The sequence below is a fragment of the Streptomyces sp. NPDC005492 genome, assembly GCF_040605995.1.
Classification (GTDB): domain Bacteria; phylum Actinomycetota; class Actinomycetes; order Streptomycetales; family Streptomycetaceae; genus Streptomyces.
Genome location: NZ_JBEXDX010000032.1, coordinates 1 through 17138 on the forward strand (window position 1 = coordinate 1; position 17138 = coordinate 17138).

At 69.9% G+C, this 17138-nt stretch carries 13 protein-coding genes; 7 read left to right on the forward strand and 6 right to left on the reverse strand.

From position 1 onward, the window contains the following. Positions 1-133: 133 nt before the first annotated feature. Positions 134-1918 (reverse strand): glyoxylate carboligase, encoded by a 1785-nt coding sequence (gcl, locus tag ABZT04_RS32340; protein ID WP_356060521.1) that lies wholly within the window; start codon positions 1916-1918, stop codon positions 134-136. A gap of 169 nt (positions 1919-2087) precedes the next feature. On the opposite strand from gcl, the gene ABZT04_RS32345 reads away from it, so the two are divergent. Beyond that, a complete protein-coding gene (locus ABZT04_RS32345; RefSeq protein WP_356060522.1) occupies positions 2088-2807 on the forward strand; it encodes a hypothetical protein in 720 nt (239 codons plus the stop codon). Here ABZT04_RS32345 and ABZT04_RS32350 read toward each other — a convergent pair. Both ABZT04_RS32350 and ABZT04_RS32355 read right to left on the reverse strand, forming a co-directional pair. After that, on the reverse strand, positions 2804-4405 hold the full coding sequence (locus tag ABZT04_RS32350; protein ID WP_356060523.1) for an AMP-binding protein: 1602 nt from the start codon (positions 4403-4405) through the stop codon (positions 2804-2806). The two genes, ABZT04_RS32345 and ABZT04_RS32350, sit on opposite strands and share 4 nt — an antisense overlap. Then, positions 4402-6078, reverse strand: a complete 1677-nt coding sequence (locus ABZT04_RS32355) for an AMP-binding protein (RefSeq protein WP_356060524.1) — start codon at positions 6076-6078, stop codon at positions 4402-4404. Before ABZT04_RS32355 ends, ABZT04_RS32350 begins: the two co-directional genes overlap by 4 nt. Before the next feature lie 125 nt (positions 6079-6203). On the opposite strand from ABZT04_RS32355, the gene ABZT04_RS32360 reads away from it, so the two are divergent. From ABZT04_RS32360 to ABZT04_RS32375, 4 genes are all read left to right on the forward strand, one after another. After that, positions 6204-7037: a helix-turn-helix transcriptional regulator gene (locus ABZT04_RS32360; protein ID WP_356060525.1), complete on the forward strand. Its 834-nt coding sequence runs from the start codon at positions 6204-6206 to the stop codon at positions 7035-7037. Positions 7038-7188: 151 nt separating this feature from the next. Continuing rightward, positions 7189-10005, forward strand: coding sequence for an AAA family ATPase (locus ABZT04_RS32365; RefSeq protein ID WP_356060526.1), 2817 nt, complete (start codon positions 7189-7191; stop codon positions 10003-10005). A 202-nt stretch (positions 10006-10207) separates the two neighbouring features. Further along, positions 10208-10999 carry a serine protease gene (locus tag ABZT04_RS32370; protein WP_356060527.1) on the forward strand — a complete coding sequence of 264 codons (792 nt, stop codon included), beginning with the start codon at positions 10208-10210 and terminating at the stop codon, positions 10997-10999. A gap of 160 nt (positions 11000-11159) precedes the next feature. Continuing rightward, entirely contained in the window at positions 11160-11807 is a 648-nt protein-coding gene (locus ABZT04_RS32375; protein ID WP_356060528.1) for a LysE family translocator, read from the forward strand. A gap of 4 nt (positions 11808-11811) precedes the next feature. Here the strand turns inward: ABZT04_RS32375 and ABZT04_RS32380 are convergent, their stop codons facing one another. Further along, positions 11812-12975 (reverse strand): winged helix DNA-binding domain-containing protein, encoded by a 1164-nt coding sequence (locus ABZT04_RS32380; protein ID WP_356060529.1) that lies wholly within the window; start codon positions 12973-12975, stop codon positions 11812-11814. Between the two features lie 150 nt (positions 12976-13125). Here ABZT04_RS32380 and ABZT04_RS32385 point away from each other — a divergent pair, with 150 nt between their 5' ends. Then, complete coding sequence (locus ABZT04_RS32385) at positions 13126-14304, forward strand: magnesium and cobalt transport protein CorA (protein WP_356060530.1); 1179 nt, start codon at positions 13126-13128, stop codon at positions 14302-14304. 325 nt (positions 14305-14629) lie between these two features. Here the strand turns inward: ABZT04_RS32385 and ABZT04_RS32390 are convergent, their stop codons facing one another. Together ABZT04_RS32390 and ABZT04_RS32395 are read right to left on the reverse strand one after the other, a co-directional pair. Further along, positions 14630-15157, reverse strand: a complete 528-nt coding sequence (locus tag ABZT04_RS32390; protein ID WP_356060531.1) for a helix-turn-helix domain-containing protein — start codon at positions 15155-15157, stop codon at positions 14630-14632. A 767-nt stretch (positions 15158-15924) separates the two neighbouring features. Beyond that, positions 15925-16401, reverse strand: a complete 477-nt coding sequence (locus ABZT04_RS32395) for a winged helix-turn-helix domain-containing protein (RefSeq protein WP_356060532.1) — start codon at positions 16399-16401, stop codon at positions 15925-15927. Positions 16402-16618: 217 nt separating this feature from the next. On the opposite strand from ABZT04_RS32395, the gene ABZT04_RS32400 reads away from it, so the two are divergent. Further along, positions 16619-17138 (forward strand): hypothetical protein (locus tag ABZT04_RS32400; RefSeq protein ID WP_356060533.1); only part of this gene is annotated, 520 nt, incomplete at its 3' end.

A 17138-nucleotide genomic window follows, 5' to 3' on the forward strand; every position in this document is an offset into this window, starting at 1 on the left:
CTACAATTTTCCCCTTACACTCTTTCCATACCCGACGCTCTTCCTTTCTGGTTGGTGGCGCTTCGCGCCCCCCCAGTACAACCATTCGGGGGGTTTCCCGTCATTCCGGACGGGACAGCCCCCACCTCTACTCTCAGACCTTCAGCGGCCTGATCGACGTCGGTGCGTGGCCTGGCTCGGTCGCGAGTTCCTCGAACTCGACCACCGCACTGATGTCGTTGGTCCTGCTCATCGCGATGTTGGTGACGCGCTCCAGGATCGCCTCGACGACGACCGGGACCCGGAACTCCGCGGCGAGTTTCTTCGCCTGGTCGAAGGCGGCGCCGAGTTCGGCGGGGTCGGTGACGCGGATGGCCTTGCAGCCGAGGCCCTCGACGACCTTGATGTGGTCGACGCCGTAGACGCCCAGCTCGGGCGAGTTGATGTTCTCGAATTCAAGGTTGACCTGGAAGTTGATGTCCAGGCCTAGCTGCGCCTGCCGGATGAGGCCCAAGTAGGCGTTGTTCACCAGGACATGGACGTACGGGATCCGGTGCTGGGCGCCGACCGCGAGCTCCTCGATCATGAACTGGAAGTCGTAGTCGCCGGAGAGGGCGACGACGGACGCCTCGGGGTCGGCCTTGGCGACGCCGAGCGCGGCCGGGATGGTCCAGCCGAGGGGGCCCGCCTGACCGCAGTTGATCCAGTGGCGCGGGCGGTAGACGTGCAGCATCTGGGCGCCGGCGATCTGCGAGAGGCCGATGGTGGAGACGTACCGGGTCTCCGGGCCGAAGGCCTTGTTCATCTCCTCGTAGACGCGCTGCGGTTTGATCGGGATGTCGTCGAAGTGCGTACGGCGCTGAAGAGTTGCCTTCCGCTCCTGTGCGGAGGCCGCCCAGGCGGAGCGGTCGGGCAGCCGGCCCGCCGCCTTCAACTCCCTTGCCACCTCGACGAACAGCTCCAGCGCGGCCTTCGCGTCGGACGCGATGCCGTAGTCGGGGGCGAAGATCCTGCCGATCTGGGTGGGCTCGATGTCGACGTGGACGAAGGTGCGTCCGGCGGTGTAGACGTCCAGTTTGCCGGTGTGGCGGTTGGCCCAGCGGTTGCCGATGCCGAGGACGAAGTCGGACTCCAGGAAGGTCGCGTTGCCGTAGCGGTGCGAGGTCTGGAGGCCGACCATGCCGGCGTTCAGCTCGTGGTCGTCGGGCAGGAGGCCCCAGCCCATCAGGGTGGGGACGACCGGGGTGCCGGTCAACTCGGCGAACTCGACGAGGAGTTCGGCCGCGTCGGCGTTGACGACACCGCCACCGGCGACGATCAGGGGCCGCTCGGAGGCGTTGAGGAGCGCGAGCGCCTTCTCGATCTGGGGGCGGGTCGCAGCGGGCTTGTAGGCCTGGAGCGGCTCGTACGTCTCGGGGTCGAACTCGATCTCGGTGAGCTGCACGTCGATCGGCAGGTCGATCAGGACCGGGCCGGGGCGTCCCGAGCGCATCAGGTGGAAGGCCTGCTGGAAGACGCCGGGGACCTGGGCCGCCTCCAGGACGGTGACCGCCATCTTCGTCACCGGCCCCGCGATCGAGGCGATGTCGACGGCCTGGAAGTCCTCCTTGTGGATCACGGCGGTCGGGGCCTGGCCCGTGATGCACAGGATCGGGATCGAGTCGCCGGTCGCCGAGTACAGCCCGGTGATCATGTCGGTGCCGGCCGGGCCCGAGGTGCCGATGCAGACACCGATGTTGCCGGGGCGGGTACGGGTGTAGCCCTCGGCCATGTGCGCGGCGCCCTCGACGTGCCGGGCGAGGGTGTGGTGGATACCACCGGAGGCCTTGAGGGCGGCGTAGAAGGGGTTGATCGCCGCGCCCGGGACCCCGAACGCGTCGCTGACGCCCTCGCGCTTGAGGATCTCGACTGCCGCGCGGGCAGCGGTCATACGAGCCATGGAGTACTCCTGCTTCGCTTCGGCTGTCGGATGGGTGTCACCGTCGCGCCCGCGGTGAGTACCTCCGAGTTTCCGCATCATGGAATTTGAATTCTGCTATCTGGAAGTAATGTAAGCGGAGGGGTCAAGACCGTCAAGAGACGGACAAGCGGGGGTTTCCAGGAGGACGATGGGGCGCATGTCCGAGAGCGTGCCGGTGCGCTGTCCGGCCTGCCGACGTGAGCACGTCTACGCGGCGCCGTCGTACCCATGTGTGTGCGGAGCCCCTGTCGCCCCGCCGCTGGATCGGCGTGGCGTGGTGACGGCGGTGACCCATCGGGTCTGGGACGAGGACTGGATCGCGGTGCGCTGCGCGGCCTGCGGCCGGCTGGACGAGTGGCCGTACCCGGAGCTGGGCTGCCCGTGCGGGACGCTGCTGCGGATTCCCGTCGCGGGCGCGGAACCGACCGCCGGACCGCCCGCGCAGCCGACCGCGCGGCCCGCCAGGACCGGCACCGAGGTCCGCGGCCGCCCCGCCTTCCAGCCCGTCACGATCCGCACCGCGCGCGACGCCGTCACCGCCGCGGCGCTCTATCTGCGCTGGCTCGGCTACCGCGACATCCGCCGCGCCGACCAGCGCCCCCCGTCCGGCATCGGCCTCGCGGCCCGCGGCATCCTGGCCCAGGTGGACCCGACCGTACGCCCTGCCTCGCTGCGCGACGTGGAATGCCTGTGGCTGACCGCCATGACGGAATCCACGACCTGCGTCTACTTCTCGCTGGCCGGCTACACCGACGAGGCCCGCACCCGAGCCGACGCCCTCCACATCCCCCTGTTCATCCTCGACCTCACGGGCACCCCACAGCCGGTGAACGACTTGGCGGACGAACTCGACGCGGCGGGGGGTTAGTTCGGGCCTACAACTCCCCGAACAGCCCCCTCCCGAAGCTCGACCTTCCGCACCTTCCCCGACACGGTCATCGGAAAGGCGTCCATGATCTGAAGCAGGCTCGGGATCTTGTAGTGGGCCAACCTGCCCTCGCAGAAGGCGCGCAGCTCATCCAGCGTCAGCGGGTCCGCCGCGTCGCGCGGGATGACGCAGGCCAGGACCTCCTCGCCGTAGCGCTCGTGCGGGACTCCGACGACCTGGACGTCGGCGATCTTCGGGTGGGTGTAGAGGAACTCCTCGATCTCGCGCGGGTAGATGTTCTCGCCGCCCCGGATGATCATGTCCTTGATGCGGCCGACGATCTCGACGTACCCGTCCTCACGCATCACCGCCAGGTCCCCCGTGTGCATCCAGCGGCCCGCGTCGATCGCCTCGGCGGTCTTCTCGGGCTCGTTCCAGTAGCCGAGCATCACGCTGTAGCCGCGGGTGCACAACTCCCCTGCCGTTCCCCTGGGTTGGGTCACACCCGTCGCCGGGTCGACGACCTTGACCTCCAGATGCGGGAGGACCCGGCCGACCGTGCCGGTGCGGTGTTCAAGGTCGTCGTCCGTCCGGGTCTGGAGCGAGACCGGGGACGTCTCCGTCATGCCGTAGCAGATGGCCACCTCCGCCATGTGCATCTCGGCGACCACCCGTTTCATCACCTCGACCGGGCAGGGCGACCCCGCCATGATGCCGGTGCGCAGCGACGAGAGGTCGTAGGACGCGAAGTCGGGGAGGTTCAACTCCGCGATGAACATGGTGGGGACGCCGTAGAGCGACGTGCACTGCTCCTGCTGTACGGCCTTCAGGGTCACCGCCGGGTCGAAGGACGCGGCCGGGATCACGATGCACGCGCCGTGCGAGGTCGCCGCGAGGTTGCCCATCACCATGCCGAAGCAGTGGTAGAAGGGCACCGGGACGCAGATCCGGTCCTGCTCCGTGTAGGCGATCAACTCCCCGACGAAATAACCGTTGTTGAGGATGTTGTGGTGGGAGAGCGTGGCCCCTTTGGGGAAGCCCGTCGTGCCCGAGGTGTACTGGATGTTGATGGGGTCGTCGCAGGACAGCTCCGGGTACGGCCCGTCACCCGTGCCGCGCGAGAGCAGCGCATCCCAGCTCGGGTCGCCGATGTAGACGACCTCGCGCAACTCCGGGCACGCACCCCGGACTTGGTCGACCATGGCCCGGTAGTCGCTCCCCTTGTGGCTGAGCGAGGCGAACAGGACCGAGATACCCGCCTGCTTGAGGACGAACTCGACCTCGTGGGTGCGGTAGGCCGGGTTGATGTTCACCATGATCGCGCCGATCCGGGCGGTGGCGTACTGGACGAGCACCCACTCGGCGCAGTTGATCGCCCAGATGCCGACCCGGTCCCCCTTCGCCACCCCGCTCGCGAGCAGCGCGGACGCCAACCGGTCCACATCGGCGGCGAATTGGCCGTAGGTCCAGCGCCGCCCCGACGGTACGTCGACGAGTGCCTCCCGGTCGGGCCACGCGGCGACCGCCCGGTCGAGGTTGGCGCCGATGGTGTCGCCGAGGAGTGAAGTCCCGCTGGTTCCATGGGTGTACGAGGTCATCGGAAGTCCTCCTCGCGGTACTCGGCGGCCGACCCGGCGGCCGTCGCCTCGCGCAGTTCGATCCGGCGGATCTTGCCGGAGACGGTCTTGGGCAGGGCGGCGAACTCCAGGCGGCGGATGCGCTTGTAGGGGGCGAGGACGTCGCGCGAGTGCTCGAAGAGCACCTTCGCGGTGTCCGGCCCCGGCTCCCAGCCCTCCGCGAGGACGACGTACGCCTTCGGTACGGCGAGCCGCAGCTCGTCCGGCGCGGGCACCACCGCGGCCTCGGCCACCGCCTCGTGCTCCAGCAGGGCGCTCTCCAGCTCGAACGGGGAGATCTTGTAGTCGGAGGCCTTGAAGACGTCGTCGGACCGGCCGACGTAGGTGATGTAGCCGTCCTCGTCGCGGGAGCCGATGTCGCCGGTGCGGTAGTAGCCGCCGGCCATCGCCTCCGCCGTACGGTCCGGGTCTCCGTGGTAGCCGGTCATCAGGCCGACCGGCGGGTCGGACAGGTCGAGCGCGATCTCGCCCTCGGTCGCGCCCGGAGCGCCGGAGACGGGGTCGAGGAGTTCGACGCGGTAGCCGGGGGTCGGGCGGCCCATGGAGCCGGTCTTCAGCGGCTGGCCGGGGCTGTTGGAGACCTGGACGGCGGTCTCGGTCTGCCCGAAGCCGTCGCGGATGGTGACACCCCAGGCCCGCCGGACCTGCTCGATGACCTCGGGGTTGAGCGGCTCGCCCGCGGCGAGGGCCTCGCGGGGCGGGGTGCGGAGCTGGGTGAGGTCGGCCTGGATGAGCATGCGCCACACGGTCGGCGGGGCGCAGAAGGTGGTGACGCCCACCCGGTCCATCTCGGCCATCAGCCGGGCCGGGTCGAAGCGCGTGTAGTTGTGGATGAAGACGGTCGCCTCGGCGTTCCAGGGGGCGAAGAGGTTCGACCAGGCGTGCTTGGCCCAGCCCGGCGAGGAGATGTTGAGGTGCACGTCGCCGGGCTGGAGCCCGATCCAGTACATGGTGGCGAGATGACCGATCGGGTACGAGGTGTGGGTGTGCTCGACCAGCTTGGGGCGGTCGGTCGTGCCCGAGGTGAAGTAGAGCATCAGCGGGTCGTCGGCCAGGGTCGGGGCGGGGTCCCGTACGAAGAGGGAGGCCGAGGTGTCGTAGACCTCCTCGAAGTCCAGCCAGCCGGGCCTCTCCGCGCCGACAGCGATGCGCGTGTAGTCACCCGGCACCTCGTCGAACTTGCCGGTGTCCTCGGAGCGCACGATCACCTGCCGGACCCGGCCGCGTTCGACGCGGTCGCGCAGGTCGGAGGGGCCCAGCAGCGGGGTCGCCGGGATCACGACGGCGCGGAGCTTCATCGCGGCCAGGGCGGTGATCCACAGCTCGGCCTGGTTGCCGAGCATGACCAGGATGCGGTCCTCGGCTCGGACGCCCCGGGTGCGCAGCCAGTGCGCGGCCTGGTCCGAGCGGACGGACAGCTCACCGAAGGACAGCTTGGTCTCACGGCCGTCCTCCTCGACGATGTGCAGCGCGGTGCGGGCGTTGCCGTCCGCGATGACGTCGAACCAGTCGAACGCCCAGTTGAAGTGCTCGGGCCGGGGCCAGGAGAAACCCTCGTAGGCCGTGGCATAGTCCTCGCGATGCGCCAACAGGAAATCCCGCGCACTACGGAACGACTCACTCGCCGTCGTCATCTGTCCTCCTAGTAACCGGACCATTGCCGGGCGGCTCTCTGACATCGTGTAATCCGTGATGTGGGTCTCACTACCCCCGTACGGGGGTGTGTGCAGCAGGGCGGCCGCAATGAAGGGGCGAACGGGTGGCTACGGACGCGGCGGGGATGGTGGAGATTCAGTCGGCACTGGTACGGCTGCGGCGCGGCACGGGGCTCCCGGTCGCCTTCGGCGGCCTGGTGGAGACCGGTCGGCAGCAGATGCGCATCAGCGAACTGAGCGGCACGGCGACACCCGCCCTGCGCGCCCTCGCGGTGAACACGGGCAACGGCCTGGGCGGCAAGGCGGTCGCCCTCGCCCGCCCGTGCGCCGTCCTGGACTACTCCGCGTCCCGCCAGATCAGCCACGAGTACGACGCCCCGGTGGCCGCCGAGGGCCTGCGCGCGATCCTCGCGGTCCCGGTCGTCGTACGGCGCCGGGTGCGCGGTGTCCTCTACGGCGCGCTGCGCACCGCCCAGCCGCTGGGCGACCGGATGCTGAGCGCGGCGATGGACGCCGCCCGGGACGTGGAACACGCGCTGGTGGTACGGGAGGAGGTGCGGGACCTGCTGAGCGCGGCGCGCCCGGCACCGGCCCCCGACCCGGCGGCGAGCGCGGTGTGGGAGCAGGTGCGGGAGGCGCACGCGGCGCTGCGGGCGCTGGCCCCGCGCATCCCGGACCCGGCGCTGCGGGCCCAACTGCTGGACGCCTGCGGGCTGTTGACCGGGGAGACGGCCACCGGAGAGGTCGGTCTCGCACCCCGGGAGCTGGATGTGCTGGCGTGTGTGGCGGCCGGGGCGACGAACGCGGTGGCGGCACAGCGGCTCGGGCTGCGGCCGGAGACCGTGAAGGGGTATCTGCGCTCGGCGATGCGGAAGCTCGGCGCGCACACCCGCGGGGAGGCCGTGGTGGCGGCCCGGCGGGCGGGGGTGCTGCCATGAGAGGAGCCCCGCGTGGCGACCCGCTATTCATTCGCCGGAGCTTTGAATTTCCCTATGCCTGACTGTTGTTATTTCCCTCACGACCCCATCCATCCGAATTTCAAGGATTGATTGCCTAATATTGGCCCGGACACGACACACGAGGGGAGCGGTGACCGTGCGACGTGACTTCAAGGAGCCTGCCAGATGCCGCTCCGACCTGGTCATCGGCCGGGAGGAGATGTTCACCGCCGCCCGTGACCAGCTCGCCGAGGGCGGCAGTGTGCTGCTCCACGGCCCCGCCGGAATAGGAAAATCGACCCTCCTGCGGGCCTTGGCCGCGGAATACGGCGACACGGCTCGGACCGTGTTGCGCTGCTCGGCCACGGAGTCCGAATCCCATCTCCCCTTCCTCGCCCTCGCCGACCTCCTCGGTCTGGTCCTCGACGAGGTCTCCGAGCGGCTTCCGGCCGCCCAGCGCACCGCACTGGAATCCGCGCTCACCGGACGCGGCGAGTCCTCCCTCCAGCGCGACGGCCTCGCCCTGCGCCTCGCCGTCCTGTCCGCGCTGCGCGCCCTCGCGGCCGACGGCCCCGTCCTCGTCGTCGCGGACGACCTGCAGTGGCTGGACCCGGCCAGCGCGGAACTCCTCGGCTTCGCCGCCCGGCGCCTCGGCGACACCCAGGTGCAGATGGTCTTCGCGGTACGCACCGAGGGCCAGGAGTACGACCGGTATCTGAACGCCTCCCCGCCGGACACCCTCGCGTTCCGGCTCAGCCCGCTCACCCGGGCCCAGGTCTCGGCACTGCTCGACCATCGCGGCTACACCGGACTGCCCCGTTCCACCGTGCGCGAGATCCACCGCACCAGCGGCGGCAACCCGCTGTTCGCGCTCGAACTGGGCCGCGCCCTCGCCGAGAACCCCACCCCGCCGAGAGCGGGTGAGCCGCTCCCGGTGCCCACCTCGCTACGCGCGTTGGTGCTGAGCCGGCTCGACATGCTGCCCGCCGAGGCCCGCCGCACCCTGCTGGTCGCGAGCGCCGGCGCCCGTCCCACCGTGGCCCTGCTCCAGACGGCCGGCCGGGAGAACGCCGAGGCCGAGACCGCGCAGGCCGCCGAACTCGGCCTGCTGGCAACGGAGCCCGAGGGGCCCGCCGTACGGTTCGCGCATCCGCTGATCTCCGCCGCGCTGTACGCGGAGGCCCCCGCGCAGGAGCGGCGAGCCGCGCACGCGGCGCTGTCGACCGCCGCCTCCGACCCGATCGAGCGCGCCCGGCACCTGGCCCTGGCCACCACCGGCACCGACCCGGAGGTCGCCGCCCGGCTCGGCGAGGCGGCCACCCTGGCCCGTGACCGCGGGGCGCCCTCGGTCGCCGCCTCGCTCGGGCTGCTCGCGGCCCGGCACACGCCCGGCGACAGCGTGCCGGGACCGGACGAGCGGCGCTTGCAGGCCGCCGAGGACGCGATCACATCCGGCGAGCTGGACCTCGCCCGGGACATCGCGCGCGAGGTGCTGACCCGGACCTCGGTGCCCGCCGAGCGGGTGCGGGCCTGGATCATCGTGATCGACACGGCGGGCCACTCGATGGCCGACGTCGACGCCATCTTCCCGCAGGCCCTCGCCGACGCGGGCGACGACCCCCGGCTGCTCGCCCTGGTCCGCTACCAACTGGCCTGGCGCGCCCTGCTCGTGGAGGGCGACTTCGCCGAGGCCCGGGCGGAGACCGCGCGCTCCGCCGAGCTGGCCGCGCTCGCGGGCGACCGGCGCACCGAACTCCTGGCGCTCTCCTTCCAGGCCCAGACCGAGACCCTGATGGGCCATCCGGACGCCCCGCACACCATCAAGCGCGCGCTGAAGGAGCCCCAGGACCCGAGGGTGTCGTGCCATCACAACGGCGCCGGGTCGGCCCGGTTCCGCTGGCTGGTGATGAGCGATCAACTGCCCGAGGCGCGGGCCACCATCACCGCGCTGCTGCGCGAGGTGCGGCGGCGCGGATCGGTGGAGAGCGAGGTCCACTTCCTACGCGGGTTCGCCGAGACCGAACTGCGCTCCGGGCACTGCGGCCGCGCCCTCGACCTGGCCCGCGAGGGCCTCAGGCTGGCCCGGGACTCCGGCATCGGCCAGACGGCGTCCGCAATGCTCACCGCGCTCGCCGAGGCCTCCGGCGGTGATGTGGAGGAGGCCCTCTCGCTGGCCCGGGAGGCGGTGGAGCACGCCGAGGAGGACGGCGACCAGATGTATCTGTCCCGTGCCCTCGGCGCACTGGGATACGCCCAGTTGGTCGCCGGGGACGCGCAGGGCACGGTCCGTTCGCTGCGCCGGGTGCGGGAGCTGGAGCACGCCCTCGGGGTGACCGACCCGGCGCGCGGCCGCTGGCACGGCGACCTCGCCGAGGCCCTCGTGCGCATCGGCGAGACCGCCGAGGCCCAGGACGTCATCGACGTCACCCGCGAGCGCGCCCTGCGCCTCGGCCGCGAGAGCGTCCTCGCCGTACTCGACCGCGCCGAGGCCCTGGTGCGCGCGCAGCGCGGCGAACACGACGCGGCCGTAGCGCAACTGACGTCCGTTCAGGACCGGCTCGCCAAACTCGGCTACGGCCTGGAGGAGGCCCGCGCCGCCTTCGCGCTGGCGTCGCTGCGCACCGGGCAGCCCGGCCCCACGTCGTACGAGGAGGCGACCCGGCTGTTCCGCCGCTGCCGGGCGCTGCCCTGGCTGCGCCAGGTGGACGAGGCCGCCGCGGTCAGGCCCCCGGAGCCGGCGCCCTCGGCCGCGCCCGCCCCCACGCTGGAGGGGCTGGACGGGCTGGCCTCGATGGAGCGTCAGGTCGCCGCGCTCGTCATGGAGGGCGCCACCAACCGGGAGATAGCCGCCCGGCTGTTCATCAGCGTCAAGACGGTGGAGGCGACCCTGACCCGGGTCTACCGCAAGCTGGGGATCCGCTCGCGGGTGGATATCGTCCGACTGGCGGCGGGGCGTCGTACGAACTGAGGACCCTACGGGTTTACTGTGCGGCGACCGAGGGTTTTCCCTGCCCAACTCCCCTAGGGGGTTCCCTCATTGGGAGCGGGGTGTGCCGGGTTCTAGCTTATGGGTGTGCCGCTCGCCCGGGCATACGGGGGTCGGTCCCGCGACCCCCGTTGCACACCCCACACCCGCGCGACCCCCCACCGGCAAGCCAATGAGGAGACTCATGTTCGGGCTCAACCGCGCCAAGAGAACCACGGCCGTCGTAGTGGCAACCGCCGCCGCTGCCGCGACCGCCCTGCTCAGCGCCCCCACCGCTGTGGCAGCCCCCCAGCCCATCGTCGGCGGTACCACGACCACCACGACGGCGTACCCCTTCGTCATGCAGATCACGGACGCCTCGCAGAACCAGTTCTGCGGCGGCACGCTCGTCTCCGCCACCAAGGTGGTCACCGCCGCCCACTGTATGGTCGGCGAGACCACCAGCAGTGTGCGCGTGGTCGGCGGCCGGACCTACCTCAACGGTACGAACGGCACCGTCAGCAAGGTCAGCAAGATCTGGATCAACCCCAGCTACACGGACGCCACCAACGGCGACGACGTGGCCGTCCTGACGCTGTCGACGGCGATGTCGTACACCCCGGCGTCGTACGTCTCCTCATCCCAGACCAGCGTGTACGCGGCCGGCACCACCGCCCGCATCCTCGGCTGGGGCACCACCTCGGAGAACGGCAGCTCCTCCAACCAGCTCCGGACGGCGACCGTGCCGATCGTGTCCGACTCGAGCTGCCAGAGCTCCTACGGTTCGGACTACGTCCAGACCGACATGGTTTGCGCCGGATACACCTCCGGCGGCGTAGACACCTGCCAGGGCGACAGCGGCGGTCCCCTGCTCATCGGGGGCGTCCTGGCAGGGATCACTTCTTGGGGCGAGGGCTGTGCCGAGGCGGGTTACCCGGGTGTCTACACCCGGCTGACCACGTTCTCCAGCCTGGTGACCACTCAGGTCAACTCGTAACCCGGAAGATCTCCTGAGCACACCTCAGGGAAGAACCAGGGTGCGTTGCGGGCTTCCACGAGCAGCCCGCAACGCACCCTATCCATGTGCCCGCCCCTAGAGAGCGCGCCCCGGAGCCTGTTTCAATGAGCGCCGGACGGGAGCAAGGGGAGTCGCACACATGGTGTCCACGGACCGCTTTCTCGCGTTCGCCGCGATGTCCCTGCTGGTGATCGTGATCCCGGGACCCAGCGTCCTGTTCGTCATCGGCCGCGCACTCGCCCACGGCCGCCGGACGGCCGTGGCGACCGCCCTCGGCAACGTCTTCGGCTCGTATCTGCTGGTGACGGCGGTCGCGTTCGGCATCGGCTCGCTGGTGGAGCGGTCGGTCACGATCTATCTGACGGTGAAGCTGGCGGGCGCGGCCTACCTCGTCTACCTCGGCGTCCAGGCCTTCCGCCACCGCAAGGACCTGAAGGCATCGGCGATGCGGGCGGCTCCCGAGACGGAGCGGCGCGGCGACCTCCGCACGGTCCTCGACGGTGCCCTCGTCGGCGTCACCAACCCCAAGGGCGTGGTGTTCTTCGCCGCCGTACTCCCCCAGTTCGTGAACCACTCGGCGGGCCATGTTCCGACGCAGATGCTCCTGCTCGGCCTGATCCCCATCTCCATCGGCCTGGTCACGGACACCCTGTGGGGCCTGACCGCCTCGGCCGCCCGCACCTGGTTCGCCCGCTCCGACCGCCGCCTGTCCCTGATCGGCGGCGCGGGCGGCGTCACGATGATCGGCCTGGGCGTGACGGTCGCGGTGACGGGCCGCGCGGACTGACCACCTACGACCGCGCTACGACCGTCCCGAACCGGATGTCGTACGACGACCCCTTGTGCAGGGTGTCGAGCATCCGCGCCCCCTCGGCGCTCACCTCGTCCCGCTGCCCCTTGGTCAGCCGGCCGAAGGCCTCGATGACGAGGTGACCGTCTTCGACCTTCCAGACCCCGGCGAGAAATCCGTCGACGAGGAAGGTGCGGTGGGCGACGTTGCCCTGCCAGGCGCGGCCCCGGTACTCGGGCGGTACGACCCGGGTGCGGTCGGCGTGGGAGAGGAGCAGGTTGTCGAACTCGGGCAGGAAACGTGGCGGGGCCGGGGTGTCGGCGGCGGGGCGGGGCGCGTCCGGGAGGTCGAAGAGTTCGACGCCGTTCGGGTCGGAGAAGGTGACGAGCCGCGGGCGCAGTCGCTCGAAGGCCTCGCGCAGCCGGGTCAGCCCTGCCCAGGTCTGCATGTCCTTGACGGAGGCCGGCCCGAAGGCGCCGAGGTACCGCAGCACGGTCCCCTCCAGATCCGGCGAGGGCTCGGTGGGCCGGCCCAGCCAGTGCTCGGCGGTAGTGAGCGCGACCTGCCCGCTCCGCCCCCACAGCCCGCGCGGGGTGACCTGGACCAGCGGCAGCTTGCAGCGGGCGGCGATCGCAAGGGCCTGCGGGTCGGCGTCCGGCCACTCCACGAGCAGCTCCTCGCGCAACTCCTTCATCGTGCGCGGCTCGGCCTCGACCAGTTCGCGGGCGAGTACGGCGAGCCGGTCCAGGTCGACTCCGGCCAGCCCCATGCGGAAATTGCTCAGCTCACGATCGCGGGCTGCCTGCACCAACGGACGCAGGGTGAGGCAGTCGGCGGCGGTGTGGGTGTGGATCGTCGAGCGCATGGTGACGATCCGGACGACCGCACGCTCGGCCATCAGCCCCGACAACGCCTCGGGCGTGAAGCCGTCGAGGCGGGCGGCGAGCGCGTAGTACGGCGGCTTGACGTTCTGGGCCTGCAGCCCGAGCAGATGCTCGACGGCCGCTCCGGCGGAGAGCGGGGAGCGGCGCAGGAGGAGCTGCCGTTCGAGGGTCGCGCGATTGAGCGCGCGAAGGTCGAGTACGGCCCTCTCGGTCGACTTGGTCTTTCTGCTCGCCTTGCTCGCCTTGCTCGCCTTGCTCGCCTTGCTCGCCTTGATGGTCATGCTCCGCACGCTAGCGACGATCGAGGACACCCTCTGTCCGCAACTCTCACCGAATCCGGGATGCGGACCCCGCTCCTTGGTCGTTCGCCCCGTATATCCTGCTCATGCCCTGTGATCACGTAGCCGTAGATCGACCGAGAGGCAGCCGCGATGCCCCAGCGACGCGCCCGCCCAGGCTCGAAGAACCCCGGGAACGGCAGGTTCGGCAGAAGGTCCGGGTGGCTCCGCGCACCGGCCCCGCCCCCGACCCCCGCGCCGACATCGCCGGAGTCCGCCACGAACACACCCCCCTCCGAACCGTCCGACACGGGCAGCGTCGTCCAGGCCGCCCTGTACCGGGACGGCGTGCGGGTCTCGGCGCCGGAAACCCTCGCCGACACCTTCCGCGAGCTGCGCGAACAGCCCTCCGGCATGGCCTGGATCGGCCTCGCCCGCCCCACCGAGCGTGAACTCCTCTCCCTGGCCGAGGAGTTCGACCTCCACCCACTGGCGGTCGAGGACGCGATGGAGGCACACCAGCGCCCCAAACTGGAGCGCTACGGCGAGACGCTGTTCGTGGTCCTCAGCGCCGCCCGCTACTTGGACACTCCGGAGGAGGTCGACTTCGGCGAGCTGCACGTCTTCGTCGGCCCGGACTTCGTGATCACGGTCCGGCACGGCGCGGCCCCCGACCTGTCGGCTGTCCGCCAACGCATGGAGGAATCACCGGAGTTGCTGAAACTCGGCCCCGAGGCGGTGCTGTACGCCATCCTCGACGCGGTCGTCGACGGCTACGCGCCGGTGGTGGCCGGCGTCCAGACCGACATCGACGAGATCGAGACGGAGGTCTTCCGCGGCGACCCGGAGGTCTCCCGCCGCATCTACGAACTCTCCCGCGAAATGGTCGAGTTCCAACGCGCCACCCGCCCCTTGGTCGGCATGCTGCACAGCCTGATGGCAGGCTTCGCGAAGTACGGCACCGACGAGGAACTCCAGCGCTACCTCCGCGACGTCGCCGACCACGTCACCCACACCAGCGAACAAGTGGACGGCTTCCGCCAGGCTCTCACCGACATCCTCACGGTGAACGCGACTCTGGTCACCCAGCAACAGAACGCGGAGATGCGGGCGTTGGCGGAGGCGGGGTTCGAGCAGAACGAGGAGATCAAGAAGATCTCGTCGTGGGCGGCCATTTTGTTCGCGCCGACGTTGGTGGGGACTATCTATGGGATGAACTTCCGGCGGATGCCGGAGTTGCACTGGGCGCTCGGATATCCCTTCGCGATCCTCCTGATGGCTATCGTATGTACCAGTTTGTACGTCATCTTCAAGCGGCGGGACTGGCTGTGAGTAATCGTCACAGGGAGCGCGTCTACGCGGCGCCATGGGCCTGATCACAGGCTCTGACGATGCCTTCGAGGCCGCTGGGGAGAATCTGGGGAGAATGAGCCGCGCTCCGGTGCGGGCGGTCTCCTTCGATCGCGGGCGTTGGCCTGCGGAAGCCTCGCTGCGGAAGCGCAGGAAGTGGGCAGCACGTGGAAACCGTCCTTGCGCGATACCTTCCACCGCTCGTCCTTCTTCCGCACGGGGATGACGCAGGCGGCGGCCAGGCCCGGCTTCCACACCTCGACGTTGAACATGTTCGCGCGCAGGGCGTTGCCGTAGGTAGTGGTGACTACGAGCGGGAACTTCTTCGTCTCCCGCTCGGGCTCCGGGCCGCTCCACCTCGACCGCCGGGTACTCCATGAAGTACTGGGCCAGGGCCGCCGCGACCGACGGGGGCATGTCGACGACGCGGGCCTTGCCGCCCTTTGGCAGGGTGAAGTACAGCCGCCCGCCGAGGAGTTGGACCTGTGCGTCGACAGCTTGAAGGTCTCCGACCGGCGCGGCTGCAGGCCGAACGCCGCCAGATCCGTGACACCGACGACTGCGAGAGGCCCATCTCCTTCGCCATCGACCGCGTCGACCAGTGCGTCGCGTTCTTCGGGGTGGATTCCAGCGTCTTGGTGACCACTGCGGCGACCTGATCGTCCGTCACGGTCCTGGGGCCGCCCGGACGTGGCATGTCACCCAGACCGGCGATCCGGTACCGCACGAACCGGGCCCGCCAGCAGCCCACCGCATGAGGTGTCGAACCCACCTGCTCCGCAACGTCCTTGTTCGACGCACCGGTTGCGCAGGCCAGGATGATCCGGCACCGCAAGGCCCACGCCTACGGCGTGGACCGCCGCCGCACCCATTCCTCTAGTCGATCCGCACACAAATCGGGACTGACAGCTTGGGTGACCACGTTTTGGTGGTGTAGTCGTAGCCGCGGGCATAGCCGTTGTTCCCTGGCGCGCAGGGGGAGGCGATGGTCGTCTCGACATAGACGGCTCCGCCAGGGGTAATGGGGTGCGACTGGGCCGTCACGTTCCGTGCGAAGGGGACCGGGCCATTGTTGAACTTGACAGCGAGATAGACCTGGCCACCGACGGTGAAGTTGCCGCCGCCGATCTTGAAATGGTTATTGAACGTGTAACTGAACAGGAAGGGTTTATCCTTCGCGGTTTGCGCGACAGGGGCCGCTTTCCCCGGCGGTGTGATCGGCAGGCCGGGTGCGGCGGTCGAGGGCGGGGGACCCCGGAGCCGACGAGAGCGGCCGTGGTCATGGTGATCGCCAGGCGGCCGGCGGCACGCCGGTCCGATCGGGAGACCGTACGCATGACTGCCCCAAGAGGGTGGGTGGGGAGATGCGCCGGGCCTGCCCGGCTTTGCGCGTTGGTCAACGCGAATGCGAAAAGACTCACAGCCATCGCGCTTCGAAATAGCAGGAACTGAGCGGGGCGCTTGTCACTGAGGCTCTCGGCGCAATGGCCGGGCCGCCCAGTCACACCCCCCGCGCACCGGGTAACCGACGTCGGCAGTCCCGCCCCTGAGCTCCGTGCGCGGAGGGGCGCTCGGACAGCGGGCCCGAGCCTCCCGGCGGCTTTATGCGTCCTGCAGCCACGCCCCCTTGACCCAACCGCTGATGGCCTGTGTGTTTTGGTCAGAGGCCCGGGACGGAAGGTAGAAGAACCCTCGTCGTAAGAGGAGCTTGCGGACACCCTGCACCGTGTAGGTGACGTTGAACCGTTGAGCGATCAGCGTCTTGACGCGGGCCAAGGTCCAGTGCTGCTCCAGCCAGCCGTGAGCGACCGACCCCTTGGCCAACTCCCTTTCCAAGACGCGGATTTCGGAATCGGTGAGTCGCGGCCGGGATGACGGCCCCTTCGAGTGGATGCCCTGCTGCCCCTCCTCGATCCAGGCCCGTCGCCAGCGTTGCACCGACCGGACGTTGACCCCCAGCTCCTTGGCGATAACTGAACTTGGAGCTCCTTGCGCGAATCGGCGGGCGGCGATCACCCGGATGTCCTGCCGGAGCCAGCGCTGGTCGTTCGTAAGGCCGCCTCCCTGCGCATATCTCATAGCCAGGGCCTATCGCGACAACGTTCCTCGTCAGAGGGTGCGACATCGCGAGTTCAAGGTCATCCGAGCGTGAACTCGCCGGACAGGTAGGGCGTTCTGCGGTGGCGGGGCTCTCAACTCCGATCTAGCGTCGGATTTGTCACTAATTGACTCGCGGCGGGCAGTCCGCCTCGATCGAGCGACACTCCTCCCGTCGCGCTCACTCCTTGGAGGGTTCATGAGCGTCTACACGCCTCCGGCCGCAGCAACGGCACAGCAGCCGTCCGCCGGCCAGTCCCAGCCCTGGTCCCCGCAGCAACAGAACGTCCTGGCGTCGCTGCCCCAGCTCGCCACGCTGCTCAGCGCCGCTCCCACAGGCGCGCAGGCGCCGGGACAGCAGATGCAGCCGCAGGGGTTCAGCCTGCCGTTCAACCCAAACGACATCGTCAACGCCGTCAACACCGCGGCCGGCGTGGTCAACCAGCTCGCCCAGATCGGCCACGGTGTCGGCCTGTTCAGCGCCTCGCCGGCGGGCCAGCCCGCACAGGGTCAGATGACCCCGCAAGGCTTCGACATCGGCGACGCCCTCAGCACCTTCGCCAAGCTCGCCCCCATCCTCCTGAGCGCCTCCCCCACCGGCCAGCCCGGACAAGGCCAGACCGGCCAGCCCGCACAAGGCCAGATGACCCCGCAAGGCTTCGACATCGGCGACGCCCTCAGCACCTTCGCCAAGCTCGCCCCCATCCTCCTGAGCGCCT

Bases quoted from the DNA above. Each gene is read 5' to 3' on its own strand.
- ABZT04_RS32380 (WP_356060529.1), bottom strand. From the start codon at position 12,975: ATGACCATCAAGGCGAGCAAGGCGAGCAAGGCGAGCAAGGCGAGCAAG.
- ABZT04_RS32345 (WP_356060522.1), top strand. From the start codon at position 2,088: ATGGGGCGCATGTCCGAGAGCGTGCCGGTGCGCTGTCCGGCCTGCCGA.
- ABZT04_RS32355 (WP_356060524.1), bottom strand. From the start codon at position 6,078: ATGACGACGGCGAGTGAGTCGTTCCGTAGTGCGCGGGATTTCCTGTTG.
- ABZT04_RS32370 (WP_356060527.1), top strand. From the start codon at position 10,208: ATGTTCGGGCTCAACCGCGCCAAGAGAACCACGGCCGTCGTAGTGGCA.
- ABZT04_RS32385 (WP_356060530.1), top strand. From the start codon at position 13,126: ATGCCCCAGCGACGCGCCCGCCCAGGCTCGAAGAACCCCGGGAACGGC.
- ABZT04_RS32395 (WP_356060532.1), bottom strand. From the start codon at position 16,401: ATGAGATATGCGCAGGGAGGCGGCCTTACGAACGACCAGCGCTGGCTC.
- ABZT04_RS32350 (WP_356060523.1), bottom strand. From the start codon at position 4,405: ATGACCTCGTACACCCATGGAACCAGCGGGACTTCACTCCTCGGCGAC.
- ABZT04_RS32375 (WP_356060528.1), top strand. From the start codon at position 11,160: ATGGTGTCCACGGACCGCTTTCTCGCGTTCGCCGCGATGTCCCTGCTG.
- gcl (WP_356060521.1), bottom strand. From the start codon at position 1,918: ATGGCTCGTATGACCGCTGCCCGCGCGGCAGTCGAGATCCTCAAGCGC.